We start from the raw sequence: 26832 nt of genomic DNA, 5'->3' as shown, positions 1-26832 counted from the left end.
GTTCGCTTCGTAGCAAGCTACAAAACGAACTCCGCTCGACTTGCATGTATTAGGCACGCCGCCAGCGTTCGTCCTGAGCCAGGATCAAACTCTCCATGAAAGATTTTCTTAAGAATAAGAAAATCAAAATGAAAGAGCCGAATAGCTCAAAATTTCGTTGCTGACGAGAACTTGTCGTTCTCAATTATTGATTAACGCGATCCATTTGTTCAGTTTTCAAAGAACTTACCCCGTCGACTTCATTCGCACTCGTTAACGTCGAATCACGTCGAACAGGAATTTCATCATATCAAATCGTTCTATAAAAGTCAACTTCTACTTCCTTCCAAAATGTTGGTCGGAATAGATACCATCATCCGTTCAAGCTTCGCCTGAACTTCGTTGGCGCCGCCGAAGCGACAAGAAATAATTTATCACAAATCCGCGCCGCATTTCAACACACAATTTTTTACAATTGGAAATTACGAAATGATCGGCAAAAAAAACCGCAGAACCAATGCGCTGGAGCATATTGCATTCTGCGGGTACGGCTTGCGAATTAAAGCTTGCGAATTAAAAAAATGTTACAACTAATAATATTGCGTGGGCGATCCCGACATCATTCTTGTTCCGCCAGTAAGTGAACTGTCAAAATAAACATCGCGTGCGACCAGGTAAGCGGAACGACCCAAGCCGTCTCCCCCGTCTCGCGATCGACTTGCTCGGGAAGCAACCCCATCTCCGTGCGGTGGTCGATAGCCCATTGAAGCAAAGCCCGCGCTTCCGCCGTTTGACCGTTGACGGCACGGTATTGGGCGAGCCAAAGCGTGGTTAAAATCCACGGGTTTCCTCCTATATATACATCATCCTCATAGCGCCGAATTCCTCCGACTCCGGAAACGGTTAAGCTTTGTTCGATCGTGTCGGCCGTTCGAACGGCATAAGGATGGTCCGGAGAAATCACCGCAAACGGCATGGAGACGCCAAGAAGACTGACGTCGACTACATCATCGTATTGCAAACGGCAAATCGGATATCCTTTGCCGTCTTCCGCAAGCGAAACCGGCACATTCCGCGATAAAGCCTCTTCGTATTGTTCCCGCGAGATCTTCCTTTTTACTCCCCGGTAAAATATGCCCTTGTCATCATTCCAACATGAACGGACGATGCTCTCCGATATGCGCCCGGCCGACGCGCGCCATTGTGCGCCAAGTTCCTCTTCTTCCATCAGTTCGGCGAAACGCGAAGCCGCCCTTAGTCCGGCGTATACCGCGGCGGCGGAATACGTATGTTCCGCTTCCCGTTCTTCCCATAAATCGTTGCTCGGCTTTGGCAACCCCGTTTCCTCATCGATAAATTCGGCCAAAAATTGCGCGCCCGCCTTGATCGCCGACCATACTTTGCGCGCAAACGAATCCCGCTCCCGTTCGGGCAATGCGCGATAATGTTCGAACATACCCCATAGGATCGAGCCGCCTTCATCGATTTGCAGCCCCCAGGACGGGGCAAGGCTGCCGTCGTGATAATGGCGCTGCTGCCACGAGCCGTCTGGGTCCTGCGCCGTTAACGCCCAATCGTAAAAACGGGTTGATAAATCCGTCAATCCCGCCTTATCCAGCGCGGTAGTAATAAATGCGGCGTCGCGTCCCCAACAAAAGGCATATCCCCCGCATCGCGAAAAATGTTCGTCGAATTCAGGCGCCGCAATAATGCTGCCGCTCTGTTCATCGGCCATCAGTTTCATCGCCAGCAAGGAGCGTTCGTACAGATCGTTTATTTCAACTCCGGGAAGCGGACAAGGCTTGGCCGATTGCAAAAATCGCTTCCAATAGGCTGCCGTTTGCTCGGCCCATTGATCCGCCGTACGGCTCTTCGCATGCTGCAACGCAGCGGCCGCGGCGGCCAAACTGCTGCCGGCGGTCAAATAAACCGGCATCGTCACCGTTTGTCCCGGCGCAAGCTCGGCAAATTCCCATTCCATCGCTCCGTCCGGGGCCATTTGGATGTTATTCCCGTTTAAAGCGCCGTTCTGCGCATTATCCCACGCATCGCAAGCTTGATATTTTGTGCATACGTTTGCACCCGAAGCCATAAAAAAAACTTGATGCCGAAAGTGAACCATCGCATCGTTCTCATCGTCAAAGCGGCTTGTATGATAGAACGGGTTTTCCCCGATCATTAACGAGCTGTAAAAAACAAACGAAAAACGAACCGGCTCCGTCCCTCGATTTGTGAATCGATAATCGAAAACAACGATATCCTGCCCGGGTACGACATAATAATGAGTCTCGACCGAAATAGGGCATCTGTCCGAATTTGCCGCAACGGCAAATATATTCGTTTGAGGTACGTATCGGGCGGCATGCTTCCAGCCGTCTTCCTCCCCGTCGAACCAACTCGTCTTGCCACCCACTCCGTCCAACCGAATTCCGCTGCGGATCGTTTCGACATGCTGAGCGATATCAACATGCGGCCACCATAACCGTACCATCCTTCCCGTCTTCGTCAAAGAGGCGAGAAAACGGGAATTTCCAATAACCGCATCGATCAAGTAAGGCTTTTTGTCCAAGTAAGTGTTCACTAAGTTCAACTCCGTTTCGAAATATGATGTAATGTCGATTCGCGGATCGCCAAACGATGCGGTACGATCATTCGGTTCGGCTGAACCGCTTCGTTCTGAATTAAACGGATCAATAATTGCGAAGCCATATACCCTAACTGATAAATGCCGATATCGACACTGCTTAGCGGCGGGCTCGAAAGCTCCGACAAGTATATATTGTTGAAACTAATCAACGCCAAATCTTCCGGAACTCGAAAGCCAAGCTCCGTCAATCCGCGCATCACCCCGAACGCGACGCTGTCGTCAATGACAACCAACGCCGTCGGCCGTTCCGGTTGATTCATAAAAAAAGACATGGCCCGGTATCCGCTCTCCTGCAAAAACTCCACTTCCACGATCCATTCCGGATTCATCGGGAGCTTATGCTGTTCCATCGCTTGGCGGTACCCGGCAAGCCGATCCGAGGAAACGGTTAGATTAGGCGGCCCGCTGACGAAACCGATTCGTTCGTGTCCCTGCGAAATCAAATGCGAAGTCGCATCGTATGCCGCTTGCACGTTGTCGTTGTCGACGCAATATGCTTCCGGAACGTCCTCGCTTTTTCCGATCAAGACATATGGAAACTTGTGTTCCTGCAAAAATTGCACGATCGGATCGTTCCTGCGCGACTGCAACAAAATAATGCCGTCCACTCTACGCCCCTTTACCAATCGCGTAATCGCTTCGATTTCATCGTTCTCGCTGCTGCCGGACGTCATCAGGACGTCATATCCGTTCCGGGAGGCTTGAGTCGTGATACCGCGAATATTTTCGGCAAAAAAGTGGTTTTGAAACAACTCCTCCGCCGGCCGAGGCAAAATCATCCCGAGCGTAAAAGTTTTATTGGAAACAAGGCTTCTCGCCATAATATTGGAGTGGTAGCCCATTTCCTCCATGATGCGTTTGACCTTCGCAACCGTTTCTCTGCTGATTCTCGGATGATTCGAAAGAACGCGAGACACGGTTGAAGGCGAGACCCCCGCTCTTTTGGCTACATCTTTAATCGTAACAGACATATTATCCCTCCACAGTGCAACCGTTTGAACCAACTGTTTTCTCCATGTTAGCGCAAATACGCTGAAATGTAAATACGAAAAGCAAGTGCACATCATCGCGAAAACAGCAATGTAAATTCGTTCAATTCATTTGATATTTGCCGTAATCGGGAGGAAAGGTAAGAAATTATACGTTTTTTCCGTAAAAACCATCTGTGCAAACGATTTTACACATCAATCGATATCATGTATGATCAAACCATAAAGATAGCGTTTGCAGCGTCAATTTCTTTATGCTTTCGGCTAAAAAAGTTGGCCTTTCCGCATATTAGTACAAACGTTTGCACAAAGCGCTGTCGCCTTTACAAGCTGCGTTTCTTCAGATGCTTGCTCTTCCCGAACAGGCTCGAAGGCGAAATATCGTTAGCTTAGAAAACGAATTCGTTTCAAAGGAAACCAACAATTTTCAGGAGGGGTTCGAAAAATGAAAAGAATGCTAGTACTTATTCTAACTCTTACAATGGTGCTTACCTTGGCTGCATGCGGCGGCGGAAAGTCGGCGGAACCGCCCGTGAATTCGGGAACGCAAACGGAAGCGCCGGCACCGGAAACAGGCGGGGATAGCGAAGCCGGGGAAGACATTGAAGGGCTTGAACCTGAACCGGGCGCGACTTTGCTTGTATGGGAAAGTAAAGAAGAACGACCTTTCGTGGAAGAAATTGCGAAACAGTTTACAGAAAAATACGGAATTCCTGTGAAGATGGATGAGGTCGGAGCAGGAGATCAAGTGACGAAGCTGACAAATGACGGGCCTGCCGGCCTCGGTGCGGACGTTGTACTTTTCCCTCACGACAATTTGGGCAAAGCGGTCGCAGCCGGTCTTGTTCTTCCTAATGACGTTTTTGAAGAAGAAGCGCGCAGCGCCAACTCGGAAATTGCGGTTCAAGGCGCTTCCTATGACGGAATTTTGTACGGATATCCTCGTTCCATTGAGACCTATGCGATGTTCTACAACAAAGACTTAGTGCCGAATCCTCCGAAATCTTACGATGAGGTTAAAGAATTCGCAGCAACATTTAACGATATCAAAAACAATAAATACGCCTTTATGTGGGAAATTGACAACTTCTATTTCGCATATCCATTCTTGGCTACAACCGGCGGTTATGTGTTCGGAAACAACGGAACGGATAAAACCGACATCGGTCTGAACAACGAAGGAGCCGTGCAAGGCGCTAAAGTGTACGCTTCGTTAAGCAAAGACGTGCTGCCGGTCAAATCCGGTGACGTAACGTACGACATTAAAAAGGGATTATTTACCGGCGGAACGCTGGCGATGAATATTGACGGCCCTTGGGCGATCGGCGACATTCGCGCATCCGGCATTAATTTCGGAGTCGCTCCCATCCCTTCGATTGACGGAAAACCTTCCGTATCGTTCTCGGGCATCAAAGCATGGTATGTTAACTCTTACTCGAAATATCCAAATGCGGCAAGATTGTTCGCTCATTTCGCTTCCACGAAAGAAGCGCAATTGCTTGACTTCCAATTAACGGGCGCGTTGCCGGCCAATAAGGAAGCTGCGGCCGACCCGAGCGTGACGGGCGATGAAATCGTAGCAGGCTTCTTGGAGCAATTCAAAAATTCGCAGCCGATGCCAAGCATTCCGGAAATGGGAAGCGTATGGGATCCGATTAAAGCCGCTATGTCGACCGTTTGGAACGAAGGAAAAGATCCGAAAGAAGCTCTCGATAACGCAGTGAAACAAATCAATGAGTCAATTGGCGCATCAAATTAACCTAGTTTAAGTATGAATAATGGATCTCTCACCCGCTGCCGCTCCGGCGACGGGTGATTCCATTAGAGAGGAGACCGGATGAGAATGGGCAATCATCGTAAGCAAGCAGCCTTGTTATCATTGCTCGCGCCTGGTTTGGGACAAATCTACAATAAACAGTTTATAAAAGGATTGCTGTTCCTATGTATCGATGCGTTCGGACTATATTATTTCATCGCCAATCTCGGGCATGCGCTATGGGGGCTTACGACGCTCGGAGAAACGCCGAGCAAATTCGAAAGAGTCGGCAAAAAAGTCGTCAACGTGGCTGGAGACCACTCCATTTATTTGCTGATCGGCGGATTGATCACTGTTTTGGCGTTATTGATCTTTATCGCATTTTACATTTATGCAGTCAAAGACGCTTACGATATGGGAAAATTGCGCGAGAAAGGCGGGAAGGCCCCTTCTTTCCGTAAAAATATAGCGAGTCTGATGGATAAAAACTTCCCGCAAGTATTGTTAACCGTACCTGCGATCGGAATTTTGTTCCTAACGATTATGCCGATCATTTTTATGGTTTTGCTGGCTTTTACCAACTATTCGTCTCCCGAATATGTCCCGCCCATGAAGCTGGTCAGTTGGGTCGGATTCGATACGTTTATCAATCTGATGCAGTTGAAATCGTGGAGCAGGACGTTTTTCGGCGTGCTGCAATGGACGGTCATTTGGGCGGTAATCGCAACGGTAACGACTTACTTCGGCGGCATGTTCGTGGCAATCGTCATTCAACAGGCGGGAATCCGTTTCAAAACGCTGTGGCGGACGATTTTCATTATTCCTTACGCCATTCCCCAATTAATTTCGCTGCTGGTCATGCGCAATATGTTCAACGGGCAATTCGGGCCGATCAATCAATATTTAGGCTATTTCGGTTTGGAAAAGCTGCCTTGGCTTACCGACCCGTTCTGGGCGAAAGTGACGGTCATTATTGTCAATATGTGGGTCGGCATACCGGTCTCCATGGTGCTTATTCTAGGCGTGTTGACGGCAATTCCGAAGGATTTGTACGAAGCGGCCGAAATCGACGGGGCTAGTCCGTTGATGAAATTCAAATCGATTACGCTGCCGTATATTTTATTTACGACGGTTCCTATTCTCATTATGCAGTTCGCGGGAAACATCAATAACTTTAACGTGATCTTCCTGCTAACGAACGGCGATCCTGTCAACGGCAATTACCAGTACGCGGGAAGCACCGATTTGTTGGTTACCTGGTTGTTTAAATTAACGCTGAACAACAATAAATACAACATGGCGTCCGCAGTCGGCATTATTATTTTCCTAATTATCGCTTCCTTGTCCATTTGGAGCTACAGCAGGTCACGTTCATTTAAAGAGGAGGATATGATCCGATGAAAAAATCAAACCGGACCGGGAAATCGACATTGCGGCTGACGGCCAGTTACGTTTTTCTGATTATCGCGGCCATCTGCTGCATCTATCCTGCTTTATGGGTTTTGCTGTCTTCCTTCCGCCCCGGAACGTCCTTGTTTAGCGCTACTTTAATTCCGGAACAATTTACGCTTGCGCATTATAAGGAACTGTTCACGTCCAAAAGCATTTTGTTCGGCAAATGGTATTTGAACACGTTAAAAATAACGACGTTAAGCATGATTTTCGGCACGTTATTAGTTACCATGACGGCGTACGCATTATCGCGCTTCCGTTTCAAAGGACGCAAGTTGTCGTTAACGGTGCTGCTTGTGCTAGGGATGTTCCCCGGTTTTATGAGCATGATCGCCATTTATATTTTACTGATGCAATTGAACTTGCTCGACACGCATGCGGCTATGATTATCGTGTATACGGCGGGGGCTTCGCTGGGCGCTTTTGTATTGAAAGGCTACTTCGATTCGATTCCGAAAGACTTCGAAGAAGCGGCGCGGATCGACGGAGCGAGCCATTTGACGATCTTTGCGCGGATTATGCTTCCATTGTCCAAGCCGATGCTCACGTACGTTGCCTTAACGAACTTTGTCGGAGGCTGGGTCGATTTTATTTTTGCGCGCCTTGTACTTCGTTCCAAAGAACAATGGACGGTAGCGGTCGGCCTTTGGGATATGGTTGCGAATTTTCAAAATAGCAATTTTACGACATTCGCTGCCGGAGCCGTTTTGATCGCCCTGCCGATTACGATTCTATTCATTTTCCTGCAGCGCTTCCTGGTTGAAGGCCTGACGGCGGGAGCGTCGAAAGGATGAATTACCGGCGGACAAAAAGACGCCATTCGCGGATGGGGCGCAGCGTCTTCCCAATATTATGGGCTGTTGTGCTGATCGTTGTTACGACTGCCGCATGTTCGAACGTCGAACCCGCCGGAGGAAATGTCGGTGTTCAGAGTGAGCGGACGGCTTCCGGGAATGTGCCGGCTTTCGACGGGCTCCTTGCGGCAGCCGATCTTCACGAACAGCCTTCTACCGTCTATTATGAAATTTTCGTGCGGAGTTTTTACGATTCGAACGGCGATGGAATCGGGGATTTGCGGGGGGTGACGGAGAAGCTTGACTACTTGCGGGAATTGGGGATTGGAGGCATATGGCTCATGCCGATTCAACCGTCGCCCAGCTATCACGGTTACGATGTAACCGATTATTACGAGGTCAACCCGGAATACGGCACGATGGAGGATTTGAAGGAATTGCTGGACGAGGCGCATCGCCGCGGCATCAAAGTGCTGATGGATCTGGTCGTCAACCATACAAGTTCGGAGCATCCATGGTTTCAAGCGGCCGCGGCCGATGCGGACAGCCCTTACCGGAGCTGGTACACCTGGGCCGAACCGGGACAGAAACTTGCCACCGACGGGGCTACCGGCTCGAACCCTTGGCATTCCTCCGGGAACGACCATTACTTGGGCGTGTTCTGGGAAGGAATGCCGGATTTGAATTTCGACAACCCTGAAGTACGGGCGGAAATGATCAAGATCGGCCAATTTTGGCTTAAGCAAGGGTTTGACGGCTTCCGGCTCGATGCGGCCAAACATATCTATGAGGATTTCAAATCGAACGCAGCAAGCCAAGAAGTGAAAGAGAAAAACAAGGCGTGGTGGCAGGAATTCCGCGCCGGCTTGAACGAAGTCAATCCGAACGCCTATCTGGTCGGCGAAGTATGGGATACGACGGCTACGATCGGGCCTTATCTCAATCAAGCGCTTGATTCCTGTTTCAATTTCGATCTAGCGAAAACGATTCTGTCGAACGCCCGCTCGGAGAAAGCGTCGGATATCGGGTTTGCGTTAAGCCGAAGCTACCAATTTTACAAGGAATCGTCTCAAGGAACGTTTATCGACGCTATTTTCCTTACGAATCACGATCAGAATCGGGTCATGTCCGAATTGGACGGAAAGGTAGAGCACGCCAAAATGGCCGCTTCGATCTTATTAACTCTGCCTGGGAATCCATTTATTTATTACGGCGAGGAAATCGGCATGCTTGGCATGAAACCGGACGAGCGCATTCGCGAACCGATGGTTTGGGCGGAGACGGACGACAGTTCTGCCGGAACGGGACAAACGGCGTGGATGCCCGCTTTCTACAATAAAGACGGGGGAAGCTCGGTTTCGACGCAATTGCAGGATCCGGATTCGCTTCTTCATCATTATCGCAAAATGATTCAATGGCGCAACGAACATGCCGTCTTGCAAAACGGCGATATCGTATCTTATAACGCGAACAACGCGAGCGTGCTCGCCTATGCAAGAATAACGAACCAAGAAAAGGCGCTCGTTCTGCATAATTTATCGGGCGAGCGGCAATCGGTCGCTGTACGGGATACTTCATTCTCTACGCTTGCCCTGGCCAGCGGAACGGGTGCCAAGTTATCCGACGGGCAGTTGGATCTTCCGCCCTACTCTACCGTCCTATTAAAATAACACATTTGAGGAGGATATCTATGTTCCTAGAAGCGGTTTATCATCGTCCGAAACAAAATTGGGCCTACGCATACGACCCGCAAACGATCCATTTACGGCTGCGGACGAAGCGTGCGGACGTGCAAAACGCCGAAGTCATCTATGGGGACAAATACTTGCCGTGGAATCAAATGCAAACCGTTCCCATGCGCATCATCGGTTCCGACGAACTGTTCGATTATTGGCAAGCGGAGGTGAAGCCTCCCTTCCGCCGGCTATGCTACGGATTCAAACTGCAAGCGCGGCCGGCCGGGGGTGCGCGGTCCAAGAAGCGCGATACGGGCGAGACCGTTTGGATGACCGAGCGCGGGTTCAGCGAAGCCGCTCCGGACATGCACCTCGGGCTGTTCGAATTCCCGTTCCTTAACCCGGGCGACGTATTCCAACCGCCGGCCTGGGTCAAGGATGCGGTCTTCTATCAAATTTTCCCCGAACGCTTCGCGAACGGAGATCCGGCTAACGATCCGGAAGGCGCGGAGCCTTGGGGCGGCGAACCGACGCCTTATAATTTCTTCGGCGGTGACTTGCAAGGCGTGATCGATCATCTCCATTATTTGGCGGATTTGGGCATTACCGCAATTTACTTCACGCCGATCTTCGAGGCGACAACGAATCATAAATACGATACGCGCGATTATTTCAAGGTCGATCCGCATTTCGGCTCGAACGAAACGTTGAAAACGTTAGTGTCCGAATGCCATCGCCGCGGCATACGCGTCTTGCTGGACGCGGTCTTCAATCATAGCGGCGGCACGTTCGCGCCGTTTCTCGATGCGAAGGAGAAAGGCGAACACTCGAAATATAAAGACTGGTTCCATGTGCGGCAATTCCCGCTCGAAGTGATCGACAAGGTGCCGACGTACGACACCTTCGCCTTTGAGCCGCATATGCCGAAGCTGAACACGGAGCATCCGGAAGTGAAGGAATATTTGCTCAAGGTGGCCCGTTACTGGATCGAGGAAGTCGGCATCGACGGATGGCGGCTGGATGTCGCCAACGAGGTGGATCACCAATTTTGGCGGGAGTTCCGTATAGTTGTGAAGGGCGTTAATCCTGACGCTTATATATTGGGCGAGCTGTTTCACGAAGGGATGATGTGGCTGCAAGGAGACCAGTTCGACGCCTTGATGAACTATCCGTTTACGAACGCGGTGCTGGACTTCTTCGCGCTGGGCCGGACCGACGGCGCGACATTCGCGGGCCATATCTACTCGCAGCTGTTCCGTTATCCGCTGCAAGCGAACGAGGCCACGTTCAATCTGCTCGACAGCCACGACACCGCTCGTTTATTGACGCTATGCGAAGGCGACAAGCGCAAAATGATGCTGGCGGCGGCGTTCCAGTTCACGTTCCTTGGAACGCCATGCATCTATTACGGCGATGAAATCGGTTTGACCGGCGGACACGATCCGGGTTGCCGCAAATGCATGGAATGGGACGAGTCGAAGCAGGATCGCGAGCTGCATGCGTTTTACCGGCAGACGATCGCGCTGAGACATCGGTATGCCGCGCTGCGCAACGGGGAATTCCGCTTCCTGCATGCCAAAGCGAACGACTCGCGGCTCGTGTACGAACGTTGGAACGACCAGGATCATTTCGTCATTGCGATGAATGCCGGCAAACGTGCGCGCACGATCGACATGGCGCTGCCGGAAGGAGTATGGAACGACGAATTGAGCGGAGAAGCGATTGCCGTCGAAGGGCGGAAGGCTAAATTATCGCTGCCGCCGTACGGTTACAGGATTTTGCATAAAGTTTAGTGGAAAATAATGAGGAGCTGTCTGAAGAAATATCTCTGATGGCTCCTTTTTGCTCCGTTTACCGGGGCACGGCGTGACGACCTGCACTTCCGCATTCTAACTAACCGGGCACGGCAATCTACACTTCCTCAATCTAACTAACCGGTGCACGGCGATCTACACTTCCCACACTCTAACTAACTCCAAAAACCGGCGTTAATTTGTAGCTAAACGGCTGTATCACCTCATTATCGCCAAAAACTACCGCTATTTCATGGAAAATCTATACATCTGCCAAACCTGCCAAATTTAGCTCCAGGAAATACCGCTATTTCTCTCTCACCGGTCCAAATCAACAAATTAACTCCATATTTTACCTTTAATAGTTTTTTCAAAAGTGTAAACCTTGCGAAAAACCTTTTGGCGTGCTCGCGAACTCCGAAGTGACCTCTTTTTTACGCCTTTTGTCAAAATCCCTCTCGCTCAGGCCTGAGGGGCGCATCAATTGCTATAAAGTTAATAAAGAACGAATCGCCAGTTTGGCCGGCGAACCCGGGACAAGAAATGGGATTGCTGTTTATGCCGGCATGTTCACAACAAAATCGTTGCGACCGGCTCTCTGAACGAGAGGGATGTCGACGAACGGATTGAGACTGAACAAAGGGGATATCGACGAACGGAAAGACACTGAGCAAAAGGGATGTCGACGAACAGAATGAGACTGAACAAAGGGGATATCGACGAACGGGTTGACACTGAGCAAAAGGGATGTCGACGAATGGAACGATACTGAGCAAAAGGGATATCGACGAACGGAATGAGACTGAACAAAGGGGATGTCGACAAAGGAGGAAAAGCAATCGTATAAATTGCTATAACGAAAACTAATCCCTCCTCCCCCTATCCCTATCCTTTATTCAACAAACGGAAAATTTTCAACGCCAATTGGATTTGCAGAAGTTCCTCCGCATTTTTCAAATCGGTATGCAATAGTTCCTTGATTTTGTCGATGCGGTAAATAAACGTGTTGCGGTGAATAAACATCGCTTTGGCGGCCGCGCTTACATTTTGTTGATGGGCGAAGTAATACTCCAAGGTGTCGATCAGGCTGACGCCGTGCTCTTGATCGTAATCGCGCACCGCTCCCAACGTTTGCAGGAAGAAGCTTTCCATGTCCGGAATTTTCATATTCGTATCCAGCAGGTGATATACGCCGTAGTCATCGAAATGGGAGACCGCTTTCGTATCCTTAAACCTCAACATCAGCCGGATCGTCTCATGGGCGTCGGAGAAGCTCTTGTGCAGCGAATAGATCGACGGGTACTCCCGGCCGATTCCGATGCGGAACGTCGTGTTGTTTATTTTCCCGGCAAGCAGGCCGTACAGTTCTTGAGCGAAAGATTTCGATTCGCTGATCGGGACGGGCGGTTTGTTCTCGTTTCGACCGATCAAAACGATGATCTGATTGTTCTTGTAGTAGCAAGTCAACTCCCCTGCCGCTTTGCCGGATATGCCGTAGATGAGATCGGCGCATTTTTTGGCCGTATGCTCGAGTTCGTACCTGCGATGGACCATATCTTCATAGGTTGCATCGGGTTCGATATGAACGACAATGCAATAATAGGAATAGTCTACCTTCAGGCCATGCAAATCGGACAAGCTTTGCAGCGTTTCCGCGGATGTAATTTTGCCGGTAAGCAGATCGTCGAAGAAATCTTGCCTGATTCGCAGTTTGACTGCGGTAATCTCCCTCGCCTTGATCCGGTCGAGCGCCAAGATGGTCGCCGCGTGCTCCAACGCCACATAATCGAACTCCTCCAACCCGCGCACCGTTTGCAGCACGACAATATAACCGTATACATAATCGGTTACGGCGATCGGCATAATATGGCATTTGATTTCCAGCCCGTTCGCGCAGTACATGCGTTTGATCGATTTTTTGATGTCGCTGATATATTTAGGGATCGTATCCGTGAAAGCGAGCGGGAACGCCGGCCTGTTCTTGGCCAGATGCAGAAATTGCGCAAGCGGCGTACCGTTGTCTTTACGGTCCGTATAATGAAGCAAATTCCAATCCCGATCCAGAATGACGACCGGATTGCGGATCGTATCCGACAATTCCGCCGAAATCTGCTCGAGCCCCCCTCCTTCCAGGGCGATTCGAAACAAATCGTTATGGAGATCGAGCGATCTGCGGTTCAGCGCGTCGTAATCCGCATTCGTTTTCTCGTTAATGATTGCGATCACCCGCGACAATGTATATTCGAAAGGCAATTCCAGCAGCGGAAGCCCGTACTTGTTCGCCAAATCGATCATGTTCTTAGGAAGTCGGTCAAAATAACGTTTCATCTTGATGCATAAGCCGGCGCAATTAATTTCCGCCAACTCTCTAATGACTCTATTTTGCAATTCTTCGCTGTCTTTAAAAATATACCCTGTCGATAGCAGCAGTTCGTTCGAGGTGAGCCAGTCGAAGACATCCGGATTTTCGATAATATTGACTATCGAAATTTCGTTGTCCAGCCCCTTCTCCCCCGCAACGATTTTGATGCCGTCGATCGCTTTAATTTTGAGCAGTTCTCTTACCGTCAACATCCATCGCACGCTCCTTCGGTTTCCCCATTGTGCAATATGCCCAGTGGAAATCGATTCTTTTTAGTCTCGCTGTACAATGACGATTACGCTGATAAACATCTACAATAATGGTGTCAGGCACGGTTTGTGAAAGACCGCGAAAGATTTTGTGTAATATTTCACAAAGTTTTCAAAAAGTAAAGAGAGCTGACCAAGTTTCTGCCATGTATCTGCTTTTATTCTAGCACCTTCGCCCATGCTCGGGCAATAGATTTCACTGATCCAAAAAGGTGCAAGCGGCTTTCGATAGGAATTGCGCCTGACCGGAAAAGCTACTTCATCACATGCAAAGGAGGGGAAATCCGCCTGATCATCAATCGCGAAGCAAGCCGGGTCGACAGAACGCTTCATGTAAGCGCTGCAACGTCCGGAGACGCGGCATTCATGCAACGTATACGAAATTCCGCATTCCTTGGATCCGTCCACAGCCGGTTCGATCGAACCGTTAACGTGCAATGTACTGAAAACGGCGAATTGTACACGATTGCGGCTTGCACGATCGATAACGGGCCCAATACGATCGTGATCCGGGCCGGCCGTTTATCCGGATTGGGCATTGCCACCGGCGATCGAGTCTATGCGGATCGTGCGATGCTGTACGTGGAACGCAAACTGGCCGTCTCGATCGCTGATGCCGCAGCATGGAAAAGCGCGCTCCCGAACTATCCGCTCGACGATCGGCGTCTCAGGCGCAATCTGATCGCCGCGAAAGCATTTGTAGAACTGGAAGGCAAAAACGGCGGCATGAAACGAGCGGCAGCCCGAGACAATCTGTTCGATGCGGAAGTCTCCAAACGGTTGGAGGAACGTTCCTCCTCTCTTCTCTTCGCTTTATCGAAGGGCGATACGGCAGGCGCAAGGGACCATGCGCTAACATTAATCGGTCTCGGTCCGGGGCTGACCCCTTCGGGCGACGATTATTTGCTCGGTTTGTTTACCATTGTCAACTTGCCGAACAGCCCGCTTCGGCGGTATCGGCCGCTCTGCGCGGATATCGCAAACGAGGCGGCCGGGCTGACGAATCCGATCAGCCATATGGGTTTGATCAAAGCGGCGGCCGGCCAAGTAAGGGAGTCCGTCGTCGAACTGCTCCGCTCGTTAACGGACGGCGATCCGGAACAAGCGATTCGCTGTTTGAAGGCGGTGCTAAACATCGGATCCTCGTCCGGAACGGATATCGCGATGGGACTGATACACGGTTTGGAACTGATAGCACAACATAGATGGAGGTAAGATATGGCGACCAAAATTGTAATTAAAAAGAACACTTACTTTGATTCCGTCTCTCTCATGTCGTTGTCGACGAAAGCGAATCGGATTGAAGGCGTGGATCAAGCCTTTATCGCGATGGGAACGGAAATGAATAAAGAAGTATTGCGAAATGTCGGTTTAATGACTCCTGAGCTGGAGGAAGCGAAAAACAGCGACTTGATGATCGTCGTCAAGACGGTATCCGTCGAGCTGACGGAAAGCGTTTACGAAGAGGTCGAGCGGTTATTCGACAAAAAGGACGCCGGCACAGGAACGAGCGAAATCAAGTATTCCACGCTCGACTCGGCGGCAAGCGCGATCCCCGACGCCAATCTGGCGGTCATCTCGGTCAATGGCGCTTACGCGGCCCGTGAAGCGAAGAAAGCGTTGGAACGCGGCCTGCATGTCATGCTGTTCAGCGACAATGTCAGCGTGGACGAGGAAGTGGAGTTGAAGACGATCGCGCATGAACGCGGGCTGCTCATGATGGGCCCGGACTGCGGCACGGCCATAATCGGCAATACCGGATTATGCTTTGCCAACGCCGTACGGAAAGGGAGCATCGGCATTGTCGGCGCCTCCGGCACCGGTAGCCAGGAAGTGAGCGTGCGCATTCACGATTTCGGCGGCGGCGTGTCGCAATTGATCGGCACGGGCGGCAGAGATTTGAGCGAACGCGTAGGCGGCATTATGATGCTCGACGGCATGAGAGCGTTGAACGAGGATCAGGCGACGAAAGTCATCGTACTCGTCTCCAAACCGCCTGCCAAGAGCGTGGAACAGAAAGTGCTGGCGGAAATCAAGAGCATGAGCAAACCGGTCGTCGTCTGCTTTATCGGCGGTTCCGAAGAAGCTGTCGTTCAAGCGGGCGGACATTTCGCCAAGACGACCAAAGAAGCGGCGCTGAAGGCGGTTATTTTATCGGGCGTCGATGAAAGTACGATCGATAAGCATCCGCTCAATCTGCCGCTGATTGAAGAGATCAAAGCCAAGCTGAAGCCGGAGCAGAAATATATCCGCGGATTATTCTGCGGCGGTACGCTCTGCGACGAGGCGATGTACTTGGCCATGGAGAAATATGCGGACGTCTACAGCAATATTCCGAAAAGCCCGGAATACCGGCTTGCCGATATTCATACGAGCCAGGCGCATACGTTTATCGACTTCGGGGACGACGAATTTACGAACGGCAAGCCGCATCCGATGATCGACCCGTCCACGCGGATCGAACGATTTATGCAGGAAGCGAAGGACCCGTCGGTCGGCGTCATTCTGATGGACTTCGTACTGGGCTTCGGATCGCATGAAGATCCTGTCGGCGTCATGCTCCCTGCGATTACGGAAGCGAAGCGGCTGGCCGAACAAGAAGGAAGGCATCTCGAAATTGTCGGCTATGTGTTAGGCACCGATCTGGACACCCCTTCGGTCGGCGAGCAATTGGAAAAGCTGGTTGCCGCGGGAGTTACCTATGCCAGCAGCAGTACGAACGCCGGACTTCTGGCCAGAGGCTTCGTTGAGAAAGGAGTATAATATGAACAACATTAACCAACTATTCGATCGCGAACTTCACGTCATCAACGTCGGTTTGGAAATGTTCAAGGACGATTTGATTAAGCAAAAAACGAAGGTTACGCATTTGGAGTGGAAACCGCCGGGCGGCGGCAAGCCCGAATTGATCGCCGCGCTCGACAAGCTGGAACGGCCCGATATCTTGGCGAAAATCGAAGCGGCCAACAAGTTGGCGGTGGAACGGATTATCCGGTCGCAACCGGTATTGACCGGGTTCGACCAGGCGATCAATGTCGTGCCGGGCATGACCAAAACGACGATTCTGCATGCCGGACCGCCGATCGATTGGGAACGTATGAGCGGTCCGATGAAGGGCGCCGTTACCGGCGCGCTCGTGTTCGAAGGGCTCGCGAGCAATTTGGAGGAAGCGGCGCAGCTTGCCGCATCCGGGGAAATTACGTTCTCGCCGTGCCATGAGCATAACTGCGTCGGCTCCATGGCGGGCGTCACTTCGGCCTCCATGTTCATGCATATCGTCGAGAACAAAACGTACGGCAACGTCGCCTACACGAATCTAAGCGAACAATTGTCCAAAATTTTGCGGATGGGCGCCAATGACGAGACGGTCATCGCCCGGCTCAACTGGATGAGAGACGTGCTCGGCCCTATGCTGCGGGACGCGATGAAGCTGTCCGAGAACGGCATCGATCTGCGCCTGATGCTGGCGCAGGCGCTTCATATGGGCGACGAATGCCATAACCGGAACAATGCCGGGACGACCTTGCTTATCCAGGCGTTGACGCCGCTTATTTTGCAAACGAATTACAGCACGCAGGACAAAATTGACGTATTCCAATTCGTCGCAAGCAGCGATTATTTCTCCGGGCCGACTTGGATGGCATTATGCAAATGCGCGCTCGACGCGGCGCATGGCATCGAGAACAGCACGATCGTCACGACCATGGCCCGCAACGGCGTGGAATTCGGCATCCGCGTGAGCGGCGCGCCGGGCAACGTCTGGTTTACCGGTCCCGCCCAGAAGGTGGTCGGACCGATGTTCGCCGGCTATAAGCCGGAAGATGCGGGGCTCGACATCGGCGACAGCGCCATTACGGAAACGTACGGCATCGGCGGGTTCGCGATGGCAACCGCGCCGGCGATCGTGGCGCTGGTCGGCGGAACGGTCGACGAAGCGCTTAACTATTCTACGCAAATGAAGGAAATTACGACGGCCGAAAATCCGAACGTCACGATCCCGCTATTGAATTTCCAAGGCGTTCCGACAGGCATCGATATTCGCAAGGTCGTCCAAACGGGCATTATGCCTGTCATTAATACGGCGATTGCGCATAAAGAACCGGGAATCGGCATGATCGGCGCCGGCATTACCCATCCGCCGGCAGATTGCTTCGAGAAAGCGCTGCTTGCGTTAAGCGAACGGATCGGGTAGCGGATTCCCTGGCATCGCCCCTCTCCCCTGCCGCCGGTTCGCCTGCGGCGGGAGAGAGAATCGCATTCCCGGCATTTGACCTACTATTCACCGACCTACCTTAAGGAGGCAATGACATGGACAAAGCATTAAAGGGATTGTTATGGAAACGAGGCGATTGGGCCGCCTACTTCGGCTTGCTCGCCAACAATTTAACCAATCTGTTGACAATGGCTTCATTATTGTTATTTGTAGTAGGTTTTCCCGACGATATGGTCTACGGCAGAATCGTGCCCGCTTTCGGTCTCTCGATCTTTCTCGCCAGCATGGCTTACGGCTACTTCGGGTACAAGCTTGCCAAGACAAGCGGGAGACTCGACGTGACGGCTTTGCCGTCCGGTCCTAGCGCTCCTTCCATTTTTACCGTTACATTTCTCGTTATTTTGCCGGTATACCAGCAAACCAATAACGCGCAATTTGCGTTCCAGATCGCATTGGTATGGTGTTTCTTCGAAGCGCTCATCTTAATTGCGGGCTCGTTCCTCGGCGACTTTATTCGCAAAATGGTTCCGAGAACCGTATTGCTGTCCTGTTTATCCGGTCTCGGACTGCTGCTGCTCGCCATGAATCCGATGCTGCAATCTTTTGAAACGCCTGTTGTCGCATTTGTCGTTTTGATCATTATTTTTATTAACTGGTTCGGCAAATCTCCGATATTCAAAAAAATACCGACAGGCTTTCTCCTGCTGGCGGTAGGTACGGCTCTAGCCTGGATCTTCGGCTTACAAAGCCCGGAAGCGATTACAGCGGCGCTGCATACGCTCGGGTTCAACCCGCCTGAAGTGCATGTCGTCAGCTTGTTCCAAGGGATCCCGCATGCCCTTCCTTATCTGGCATCGGCCGTTCCGCTCGGACTGGCGAACTATATTTTCGACTTGGAAAATATCGAGAGCGCGCATGCTGCGGGCGATTCCTACAATACCCGCAAAGTCATGCTAGGAAACGGCATTGCCTCGAGCATCGGCGCCTTTGCCGGCAATCCCTTCCCGGTAACCGTCTATATCGGGCATGCAGGCTGGAAATCGATCGGCGCCGGAATCGGGTATACGGTGGCATCCGGCTTATCCATGTTAATTATCGCCCTCTTCGGGATCGGAGCGCTGCTGCTGGCGGTCATTCCGGTCGTCGCCATCGTTCCGATATTGGTCTACGTAGGCGTCGTAACGGCGAACCAAGTCGTGCGCGAAACGCCTAAAATCGAAGTGCCGGTCATATTTATCACCTTATTCCCTTGGATTGCGAACTGGGCGTTGTCGCTGGCCAATAACGTGTTGACGGCGGCGCAAACGACAGCGGCCAAAGTCGGCATCGATACGCTGAGCGCGAAGGGCGTTTATTACAACGGTCTGGTTCATTTGGGGAACGGCGCGCCGCTGAGCAGCATTATGTGGGGCTCGATCGCCATCTTCGCCATCTTGAACCGGCCGCTGCGCGCCGCTACGTTCGCCGTCATTGCGGCGGGATTGTCGCTCTTCGGCATTATCCATGCGCCGACGGTCGGATTTGCGCAGGAAGCGCTGATGCCGTTCGTATATGCTTATTTGATGGTTGCCGCTCTGTTCGTTTATAAACATTTTGCAGACCGCAACGACCCGGAGAAGCAATTGGCTGCTTCAGAGGCTTAAGGGGCTTCATAGGTTGCATAGATCATGAATTTACGGAAAAAGGGGGCTACACGCATGAATAACGAATCATGGGATATCGAGTTGATTCATGCCAGCGAACAAGGAAATATGGAAATCGTCGAGCGGCTATTGGACAAAGGAGCCTCCGTCCATGCGCAGGACGCAAACGGCCGCACCGCCTTGATGGCGGCGACGCAAGCCAACCGGATCGATGTGGCCGCAAGGCTGATCGAGGCGGGAAGCGACGTGAACGCGAGAGATATTACGATGTTAACCCCTTACCTCTGTGCCGGGGCGAACGGGTTTCATGAAATATTGCGTTTGACGCTGGCTGCCGGAGCGGATATTGCAAGCGTCAACCGCTTTGGAGGAACGGCGCTGCTGCCGTCCAGCGAAAAAGGCTATTTGCGAACCGTTCAAGTATGCCTGGAGGCGGGAATTGCGGTCAACCACGCCAACCAGTTGGGCTGGACCGCGCTGCTGGAGGCGGTCGTTCTCGGCAACGGCGGACGCCTGTACTCCGATATCGTCCAGTTGCTGGTCGAGGCAGGCGCGGATATTGATATGCCGGATCGCGACGGCAAATCGGCGCTGCAGCATGCGGAAGAAATGAAGCAAGACAAGGTTGCGGCGATATTGCGGAAGCAGTATGCGGAGGATCGGCCGGCCGTTCGGGAAGCGCGCCGTTTGGCGCTCGCCGGCCGGTACGATGAAACTGTTGCCGAAATCGATCGGGCGCTGGCGTCAGACAGCGGCAATACGGATTTATTGTATTACAAGGGCTTTTGTCTGGGAGAGTTGAAGCAGTATGAAGAAGCGCTCGCCGTTTATCGTCAAGCGCTTGAAGCGGACGCGGACGATCTCGATTTCTATTTTTATACGGCAAACGCCTTGCGGATGATGAAAAAGCCCGAAGAAGCGCTGAAGGAATATGATAAAGCGATCGCGCTGAACCCGGGCGAGACGTTCTACCGCTATCATAAATCGAATTACTTGCGCGAATTGGGATGGCATGAAGAGGCTGTCGGCGAAATGGATCGTCTGCTCGCCCGGCAACCTCATCGATACGACTTCTCGTTCCATAAGGCGAACAGCCTCCGATCGCTTGGCCGGCATCGGGAAGCGGCCGCGGCGATCGAGAATGCGATTGCGTCCGACCCGACCAATCCTTTATATCATTTGCACCGATCGCAATCGCTCGCCTTGCTGGGAAGCTATGAAGAGGCCGTCAAGGAGATCGAGACCGCGATCGGCTACAATCCCGCCAATGCGGATTATTACTGCGAGAAAGCTCATTCCTTGCATGCGTTGGGGCGGCAGGAAGAAGCGCTGGCCGCCATCAGTCTGGCGTTATCCGCGGATCCCGGTCACGGCCGGGCGAACCGCATGCGCCGGGAATTGCTTGGCGAACGTTAACTGCAATACGCTTCGTTCGAACGCTGTGCGTTAACACTGTCGAATACACTTTTGCAAAAATAGAACCATTCATCGCTTAGGAGGGGTACAGTGGGGAAATTTGTTGTGGTAGCGATCGGCGGCAACTCCTTGGTGAAGGATCACGGCCGCGAATCGGTTCAAGATCAATACGAAGCCGTATGTGAAATCGCCGCCAACATCGCCGATATGGTGCAGGAAGGCGTCGACGTTGTCGTTACCCACGGCAACGGTCCGCAGGTCGGGTTTGCGCTGCGAAGAAGCGAACTGGCCCATGAAGCCGCGGGCATGGATGCCGTGCCGCTCGTCAATTGCGTGGCGGATACGCAAGGCGGTATCGGCTATCAAATTCAACAAGCGCTGACGAATGAATTCATTCGCCGTAATATCGACAAGAAGGTCGCCACAGTCGTGACGCAGGTGGAGGTTAGCGGCGACGATCCCAATTTCCGCCATCCGACCAAGCCGGTCGGCTCCTTCTTCACGTTCGAGCAGGCCGAAGAGATGAAGCGCGAGAATCCGGATTGGATCATGGCCGAAGACGCCGGACGCGGATACCGCCGCGTCGTTCCGTCGCCGCAACCGATCGATATTGTGGAAAAGGATGTCATCAAATCGCTGCTCGAATCCGGTTATGTGGTGATCGCCGTCGGCGGCGGAGGCATTCCGGTCGTCAAAACGGAGCGGCAAACGTATAACGGTATCGACGCCGTCATCGACAAAGACTTCGCGACCAGTCTGCTGGCCGGCCAAATCGATGCGGAAGCGCTGATCATTACGACGGGCGTGCCCCAAGTCTTCATTCATTACGGCAAGCCGAATCAGCAAGCGCTCGAGGAAATTACGGTCGAGGAGACCCGATCGTTTATGGAGAAAGGGCATTTTCCGGCGGGAAGCATGCTGCCGAAGATCGAAGCCAGCCTCCGCTTCCTGGAAAAGCCGGGCCGCAGAGTGATCATTACGAATCCGGAACATCTGGGGGATGCGATCCGGAACAAGGCCGGCACGCATATTGTCAATCAAGGCAAAGGCGGAAAGGAACAGGTGGAAGCCGGACGGCATGTAACCGGCCTCTAAAGGTGAAATAGGTCAACCGGGACGATCCGGTTGGCTTATTTTTTTGGTGAAGTGTCGTCGTGTGCTTAACATTAAATAGCCGGCCTTTGGTTTGCTGAATGAAGGGGATATCGACAAACGGACATCTTGATCAAATTAATCGCAACAGCCGACATGTCCGATATATTCTATAAAGGAATTTGGAAAATCATTTGGAGGGATTATTGTTGAAGAAGTTTCTTTTGCTAGTGCACATGATGGTTCTATTGCTCGTCTCCCCCGGAATCATACAAGCCGAGGGTCAAAAAACGCCCGGATTAGAAAATGCGTCTGAGAACACTGCGGATCAAGACCCGATCGTATTCCCGGTCGTATTTCAACGCGCTACCGGCGACTCCATTATTTCTCTCGCCGCGGATGAAAAAGGAACCATCATTGCCGTTACTTACGATTATATTAACGTCACGCACGATTTCGGAAAAACGTGGACGACAAGCAAGACCCCAACGTCGGACATGTACTCCGTCATGTATGCTCAAGGCAAATTTTATTTGTCCAAAATGCATGTGAACAAAGAGTATGAGGAGATCCCGATCTACGTCTCCGATAACGGCGATCAATGGTCTATCTTGCATCTCACTCCTGACGGCGCTCCGGCCGTTACTATTGTAAATGTTCAGTATGTCAATGGAACATACATCCTGATCGCGAAACAGTATCGAACGGAAAACGGATCGATCCTGTTCACTTCTGCGGACGGTATGGTTTGGTCCGAAACGGCAAACATTCCGTCGACCGTATACTTTCTTACATGGAACGGGTCGGTCTACACCGCTTACGGCAGCGGATATATATTTTACAATAAACCGGCAACATTCGGCAGAAATCAGTTTTTGGTCGATTCCAAGGATAAACGATATGCCGAGATGATTGTCTATAGCTCGAACAATCTGCAAGATTGGACCATGCAATCGGGCCAGGTGAAATCCGGAATGCTCTATAAATTTGTCGTCAACGATATTCCGTCCACCAATTATTACTATGATGTCGAGAAGTACACCGCCGATGGCGTCATCACATTATACGATTATTACGGGAATATTTTGACTTCGAAGGATGGAAAAAGCTTTACCATTCAGAGCAGACGGGATTTGTTTCCGACCAACTATCACCGTACTCCGACATTCAAAGCAGGCAAAAACTATATCATTTTCACGCAATATTGGCATAGCCCCGGGGTGATCCGTTCGAAAGCGCTCGTCTCAACCGATCGAGCGAAATGGAAACAAATCAATCTTGATAAAAATGTGCCTAATTCCATGGATGTCATTCAGGCGAACGATAACACGTTAGTCGGCTACGGCGACGACGGAAGGATAGCCATTTCGAATAACGGAATCGACTGGAAAAAAATTCGATAAGAAACATCGTTGCGCAAAGAAAAAAGGGAGCGAATGCGCTCTATTGGCGGATAAAAAAAGTCGCTATAGATGCATGTTCGTTCCCTCTTTGTTTGGCTAATCGATTACGGTAAAAAAAGCGGCCGGTTCAGAACGGATACCAGAACGATGTGAGCACACTCGTCTTAAGCCAAACCGCCAGCGCAACCGCGGCGATGCAAACGGCGGCGACCATATAATCCGAAACGGCAGGCTTCGTGGCGTTGTACCAGGTGCGGCGTTTGTTCGTGCCGAAACCGCGCAGTTCCATCGCGTTCGATACGACCTCGATGCGCTGCAACGAGGAGAACAGGAGCGGAACGGCGATGGACGATATATTTTTGATCCGTTGCAGCAGCGGCGCCTCTCCTTTGCGGAAGCCGATGCCCCGCATCTGCATCGAATTCGTAATGTTGCGGAATTCGGACTGGATGTCGGGAATGTAGCGGAAGGCGATGTTGACCGCATAGGCGATCTTGTACGGTACGCCGAGCCGATTGAGACTGCTGGCGAATTGGCTCGGATGCGTCGTGAAAATAAAGACGATGCTGATCGGCAGCAAAGTCAAATATTTGGCGGATAACGTTAAGACGTAAAACAACGTTTCCGCATTGATCCAGTTATAACCGATATTGATTACCGGCGTATTCGTGCCTGTCAATTCCGTGCCGTGCACGGGTGTGATGACGAGAATAAAGGCGGCATTGAATATATTGAAAACGGTCATAAACCAGAGCAGCACGCGAATGCGGCGAAACGGAATTTGGGCCGAGGCGAGCATGACGGAGCTCACGAAGAGCATGACGAGAAATACCCGCAAATCGAGAAACAGAAACGTCGTGACGGTCCAGGCCGCGAACAGAATAATTTTCACACTGCCGTCCATCCGGTGAAAAATGCTGTCCCCAGGCGTATATAATGTACCCATTTTACTCATGTTGCTTCACCTTTTTTTCATGCATAATAAAATGCTCCACAAACCGGGAGGAAGACGGCAATCCGGCCGCTTCGGCCAGCCTCGACAACGACATTTCCTTCAGATTGGCCCGTTCGATCACGCCGCGGTCCGTGAGGACGTCGGCGACACGATCGTCGGCGATTACTTGTCCGCCGGACAGCACGATCGCCCGCTCCGTGTATTCCAAAGCCAAATGCATGTCGTGGGTAATGAACAAGAACGATAAGCCGTTCGCGGACAAGGAGGCGATGAAGTCCATAAATTCGGTATAATGCTTGAAATCTTGTCCGGCCGTAGGCTCGTCCAAAATAATCAGCTTCGGCTCCATGGCAAGGATCGAGGCGATCGTGACCCTCTTCTTCTGACCGTAGCTTAACGCGGAGATCGGCCAGTTGCGGTAACGGTACAAGCCGCATATTTTTAACAACTCCTCCACCTTCGCGTCGATCCGGTCTTGCGCAACTCCCCGCACTTTGAGGCCGATTCCGATTTCATCCTTGATCATATGCTGCGTAATCATCTGGTTCGGATTTTGCATCACATATCCGATCCGTTCCCCGCGGCAGCGAACGCTCCAATCGTTCATGCTCTCGCCCGCGAATTTGATCTCCCCGGCCGTCGGACGCATAATGCCTGTAATGAGATGGCTTAACGTCGATTTGCCGGCTCCGTTATTTCCGAGCAGCGCGACAACTTCTCCCTCTTGCATATCAAACGAGACGCCTTGGATGATTTCATGCGTTCCGTCATAGGACGCTCTGACGTCCGTTAAGGACAGCAGCGCAGGTTTGGCGTCCGCTTGGCCGGTGGCGGGATCGATGGGGGCTGTGCGATTCGGGTGAATCGGCTCGCCGTACCATTCGAGCAAGGCGGCCCGATGCGGCGCCAGATCCAGCTTGGCCAGCGGCGTAAGCGCCGCGGACGGATCGAGCTTGCATCCCGCATATTTCAGCGCCTCGATATATAGCGGCTCGCGCAAGCCGTGGCTGCGCAGGGCGTCGGTAGCCAGGAGGTCGTTCGGCTTGCCTGCCGCCCGAATCTCGCCGCCGTCCATGACGACGATTTTGTCGATCGGCTGCTCAAGCACGTCTTCGATGCGATGCTCGATAATGATGATCGTCTTGTTCGTTTGCCGATGAATTTCCTCGATCAATTGCATCGCTTTGCGGCCGCTGGCGGGATCGAGATTGGCGAGCGGCTCGTCGAACAGCAGCACATTGGCCTGCGTCGACAAAATACCGGCCAAGGACACCCGCTGCTTCTGTCCGCCGGACAAGTCATGCGGGCTTTGCTCAATCCAATCGAGCATGTCGACGGTGTCGAGCGCGCGCCGCACCGCCTCGATCATGGCCGCTTGCGGCACGCCGTCGTTCTCGAACCCGAAAGCGACGTCTTCGCCCACGGACAAGCCGATAAATTGCCCGTCCTGATCCTGCAAAATCGTGCCGACCGTCTTGCTGATTTCGTGGATGCTCTGTTCGGTCGTGCTTTTTCCGTCGATCGTAAACGTACCGGTGAACTTTCCTTCGTACGTAAATGGAATTAGCCCATTGATACAATGGGCCAATGTCGACTTGCCGGAACCGCTCGGGCCGGCGATCAATATTTTCTCGCCGGGATGAATGTCCAGGGTAATATTTTTGAGTGTCGGTTCGGTTACGTTTTTATATTGAAAGCTGAAATCTTGAAATCGAATCATTCGTTGCTCCTATTTGTCTACCGTTAAGTTCGAGTTTTTCTTGTTGACTTGCAAAATGCCGAGCACAATCGTTAAGCCTAAAACGACGAGCACCAATACGTTGGCTACAATCGACGTGCCGAATTGGACCATCATTTTCTGGAACGGTTCGTTCATGAGGAAAATATCGAATAGGGTCGCTTCGCCCATGCCGACAACGATTCCGAGAATTCCGTACAGAAGCAGCAGCCATACGTGCTTGCCGGAATAGGAACCGTCTTTGACGCTGAAATCTCTGCTCATAAAGATGAAGCCCATAAACAAGCCCATAATGGCCGAGCCGAGCACCCAGCCCCACCATACGCCGCCGCCGATGATCAGGTCGGTGATCGTATGGCCGATGAAACCGATCAAGAAGCCGACAACCGGGCCGAACATCGCGCCGAAAATGACGAGAAACGCCACCGCAGGCTTCACCCACGTCTCCGGTGCGATCGGAAATCCGAAAAATCCGAGAAATCCGTACAACGCCGCGCCGATCCCGATCGCCACGACATTTTTGGTGTTGAACTGAAAAATCGATTTTTGATTCATCGTTCTACTTACTCCTCCTCAAATTTTATTGAAGCACACGCCCTGATCGTTCTACTCCCATGTTAAAACAGATGAAACCATCTTTCAATACGAACATTTT

General features: G+C 51.7%; 19 protein-coding genes and 1 rRNA gene. 12 read left to right on the top strand and 8 right to left on the bottom strand.

The window, feature by feature from the left end; genetic code table 11:
• From LQ229_RS21090 to LQ229_RS21080, 3 genes are all read right to left on the bottom strand, one after another.
• Window positions 1–100, bottom strand: a 16S ribosomal RNA gene (locus tag LQ229_RS21090); the annotation flags it as partial.
• Window positions 101–598: 498 nt separating this feature from the next.
• Window positions 599–2560 (bottom strand): glycoside hydrolase family 15 protein, encoded by a 1962-nt coding sequence (locus LQ229_RS21085; protein WP_230192840.1) that lies wholly within the window; start codon window positions 2558–2560, stop codon window positions 599–601.
• 5 nt (window positions 2561–2565) lie between these two features.
• A complete protein-coding gene (locus LQ229_RS21080) occupies window positions 2566–3597 on the bottom strand; it encodes a LacI family DNA-binding transcriptional regulator (RefSeq protein WP_216540095.1) in 1032 nt (343 codons plus the stop codon).
• A 463-nt stretch (window positions 3598–4060) separates the two neighbouring features.
• Here LQ229_RS21080 and LQ229_RS21075 point away from each other — a divergent pair, with 463 nt between their 5' ends.
• The 5 genes from LQ229_RS21075 (at window position 4061) to LQ229_RS21055 (ending at window position 11086) form a co-directional block, all read left to right on the top strand.
• Window positions 4061–5374: a maltose ABC transporter substrate-binding protein gene (locus LQ229_RS21075; protein WP_230192838.1), complete on the top strand. Its 1314-nt coding sequence runs from the start codon at window positions 4061–4063 to the stop codon at window positions 5372–5374.
• Window positions 5375–5458: 84 nt separating this feature from the next.
• A complete protein-coding gene (locus LQ229_RS21070) occupies window positions 5459–6772 on the top strand; it encodes a sugar ABC transporter permease (RefSeq protein WP_230192837.1) in 1314 nt (437 codons plus the stop codon).
• Window positions 6769–7617: a sugar ABC transporter permease gene (locus LQ229_RS21065; protein WP_216540098.1), complete on the top strand. Its 849-nt coding sequence runs from the start codon at window positions 6769–6771 to the stop codon at window positions 7615–7617. Before LQ229_RS21070 ends, LQ229_RS21065 begins: the two co-directional genes overlap by 4 nt.
• Complete coding sequence (locus tag LQ229_RS21060) at window positions 7614–9287, top strand: alpha-amylase family glycosyl hydrolase (RefSeq protein WP_230192836.1); 1674 nt, start codon at window positions 7614–7616, stop codon at window positions 9285–9287. Before LQ229_RS21065 ends, LQ229_RS21060 begins: the two co-directional genes overlap by 4 nt.
• Before the next feature lie 20 nt (window positions 9288–9307).
• Complete coding sequence (locus LQ229_RS21055; protein WP_230192835.1) at window positions 9308–11086, top strand: alpha-glycosidase; 1779 nt, start codon at window positions 9308–9310, stop codon at window positions 11084–11086.
• An 885-nt stretch (window positions 11087–11971) separates the two neighbouring features.
• Here the strand turns inward: LQ229_RS21055 and LQ229_RS21050 are convergent.
• Together LQ229_RS21050 and LQ229_RS21045 are read right to left on the bottom strand one after the other, a co-directional pair.
• On the bottom strand, window positions 11972–13660 hold the full coding sequence (locus LQ229_RS21050; protein WP_230192834.1) for a PucR family transcriptional regulator: 1689 nt from the start codon (window positions 13658–13660) through the stop codon (window positions 11972–11974).
• Between the two features lie 99 nt (window positions 13661–13759).
• The gene (locus tag LQ229_RS21045) at window positions 13760–14050 is read right to left on the bottom strand and encodes a hypothetical protein (RefSeq protein ID WP_216540101.1); all 291 of its coding nucleotides are present in this window, start codon (window positions 14048–14050) and stop codon (window positions 13760–13762) included.
• Window positions 14051–14083: 33 nt separating this feature from the next.
• On the opposite strand from LQ229_RS21045, the gene LQ229_RS21040 reads away from it, so the two are divergent.
• The 7 genes from LQ229_RS21040 to LQ229_RS21010 all read left to right on the top strand — a co-directional run bounded on the left by LQ229_RS21040 (window position 14084) and on the right by LQ229_RS21010 (window position 23484).
• The gene (locus LQ229_RS21040; RefSeq protein WP_230192833.1) at window positions 14084–14932 is read left to right on the top strand and encodes a DUF2877 domain-containing protein; all 849 of its coding nucleotides are present in this window, start codon (window positions 14084–14086) and stop codon (window positions 14930–14932) included.
• A gap of 3 nt (window positions 14933–14935) precedes the next feature.
• The gene (fdrA, locus tag LQ229_RS21035; RefSeq protein ID WP_230192832.1) at window positions 14936–16480 is read left to right on the top strand and encodes an acyl-CoA synthetase FdrA; all 1545 of its coding nucleotides are present in this window, start codon (window positions 14936–14938) and stop codon (window positions 16478–16480) included.
• Between the two features lies 1 nt (window position 16481).
• On the top strand, window positions 16482–17909 hold the full coding sequence (locus LQ229_RS21030) for a DUF1116 domain-containing protein (RefSeq protein WP_230192831.1): 1428 nt from the start codon (window positions 16482–16484) through the stop codon (window positions 17907–17909).
• Between the two features lie 116 nt (window positions 17910–18025).
• The gene (locus LQ229_RS21025; protein ID WP_230192830.1) at window positions 18026–19573 is read left to right on the top strand and encodes a xanthine permease; all 1548 of its coding nucleotides are present in this window, start codon (window positions 18026–18028) and stop codon (window positions 19571–19573) included.
• Window positions 19574–19627: 54 nt separating this feature from the next.
• Window positions 19628–20989, top strand: a complete 1362-nt coding sequence (locus LQ229_RS21020; protein ID WP_230192829.1) for an ankyrin repeat domain-containing protein — start codon at window positions 19628–19630, stop codon at window positions 20987–20989.
• Between the two features lie 90 nt (window positions 20990–21079).
• Window positions 21080–22084, top strand: coding sequence for a carbamate kinase (gene arcC, locus LQ229_RS21015; protein WP_230192828.1), 1005 nt, complete (start codon window positions 21080–21082; stop codon window positions 22082–22084).
• 206 nt (window positions 22085–22290) lie between these two features.
• Window positions 22291–23484, top strand: coding sequence for a hypothetical protein (locus tag LQ229_RS21010; protein WP_230192827.1), 1194 nt, complete (start codon window positions 22291–22293; stop codon window positions 23482–23484).
• Between the two features lie 127 nt (window positions 23485–23611).
• On the opposite strand, the gene LQ229_RS21005 is transcribed toward LQ229_RS21010, so the two are convergent.
• From LQ229_RS21005 to LQ229_RS20995, 3 genes are read right to left on the bottom strand one after another with little or no spacing between them, the layout of a single operon-like run.
• Entirely contained in the window at window positions 23612–24439 is an 828-nt protein-coding gene (locus tag LQ229_RS21005) for an energy-coupling factor transporter transmembrane component T (protein WP_230192826.1), read from the bottom strand.
• On the bottom strand, window positions 24432–26159 hold the full coding sequence (locus LQ229_RS21000; protein ID WP_230192825.1) for an ABC transporter ATP-binding protein: 1728 nt from the start codon (window positions 26157–26159) through the stop codon (window positions 24432–24434). Before LQ229_RS21000 ends, LQ229_RS21005 begins: the two co-directional genes overlap by 8 nt.
• Window positions 26160–26168: 9 nt before the next feature.
• Window positions 26169–26717 (bottom strand): ECF-type riboflavin transporter substrate-binding protein, encoded by a 549-nt coding sequence (locus LQ229_RS20995; RefSeq protein ID WP_216540143.1) that lies wholly within the window; start codon window positions 26715–26717, stop codon window positions 26169–26171.
• Between the last annotated feature and the right edge of the window lie 115 nt (window positions 26718–26832).

It is taken from the genome of Paenibacillus sp. CECT 9249 (genome assembly GCF_918697855.1).
Taxonomy (GTDB): domain Bacteria; phylum Bacillota; class Bacilli; order Paenibacillales; family Paenibacillaceae; genus MSJ-34.
This window is presented reverse-complemented; position numbering and strand designations above follow the sequence as displayed.

Coding starts and splice junctions, on each gene's coding strand:
- LQ229_RS21080 (WP_216540095.1), bottom strand. CDS start 3,597: ATGTCTGTTACGATTAAAGATGTAGCCAAAAGAGCGGGGGTCTCGCCT.
- LQ229_RS21075 (WP_230192838.1), top strand. CDS start 4,061: ATGAAAAGAATGCTAGTACTTATTCTAACTCTTACAATGGTGCTTACC.
- LQ229_RS21070 (WP_230192837.1), top strand. CDS start 5,459: ATGGGCAATCATCGTAAGCAAGCAGCCTTGTTATCATTGCTCGCGCCT.
- LQ229_RS21065 (WP_216540098.1), top strand. CDS start 6,769: ATGAAAAAATCAAACCGGACCGGGAAATCGACATTGCGGCTGACGGCC.
- LQ229_RS21060 (WP_230192836.1), top strand. CDS start 7,614: ATGAATTACCGGCGGACAAAAAGACGCCATTCGCGGATGGGGCGCAGC.
- LQ229_RS21055 (WP_230192835.1), top strand. CDS start 9,308: ATGTTCCTAGAAGCGGTTTATCATCGTCCGAAACAAAATTGGGCCTAC.
- LQ229_RS21050 (WP_230192834.1), bottom strand. CDS start 13,660: ATGTTGACGGTAAGAGAACTGCTCAAAATTAAAGCGATCGACGGCATC.
- LQ229_RS21045 (WP_216540101.1), bottom strand. CDS start 14,050: ATGAAGCGTTCTGTCGACCCGGCTTGCTTCGCGATTGATGATCAGGCG.
- LQ229_RS21040 (WP_230192833.1), top strand. CDS start 14,084: ATGCAACGTATACGAAATTCCGCATTCCTTGGATCCGTCCACAGCCGG.
- fdrA (WP_230192832.1), top strand. CDS start 14,936: ATGGCGACCAAAATTGTAATTAAAAAGAACACTTACTTTGATTCCGTC.
- LQ229_RS21030 (WP_230192831.1), top strand. CDS start 16,482: ATGAACAACATTAACCAACTATTCGATCGCGAACTTCACGTCATCAAC.
- LQ229_RS21025 (WP_230192830.1), top strand. CDS start 18,026: ATGGACAAAGCATTAAAGGGATTGTTATGGAAACGAGGCGATTGGGCC.
- LQ229_RS21020 (WP_230192829.1), top strand. CDS start 19,628: ATGAATAACGAATCATGGGATATCGAGTTGATTCATGCCAGCGAACAA.
- LQ229_RS21005 (WP_230192826.1), bottom strand. CDS start 24,439: ATGAGTAAAATGGGTACATTATATACGCCTGGGGACAGCATTTTTCAC.
- LQ229_RS21000 (WP_230192825.1), bottom strand. CDS start 26,159: ATGATTCGATTTCAAGATTTCAGCTTTCAATATAAAAACGTAACCGAA.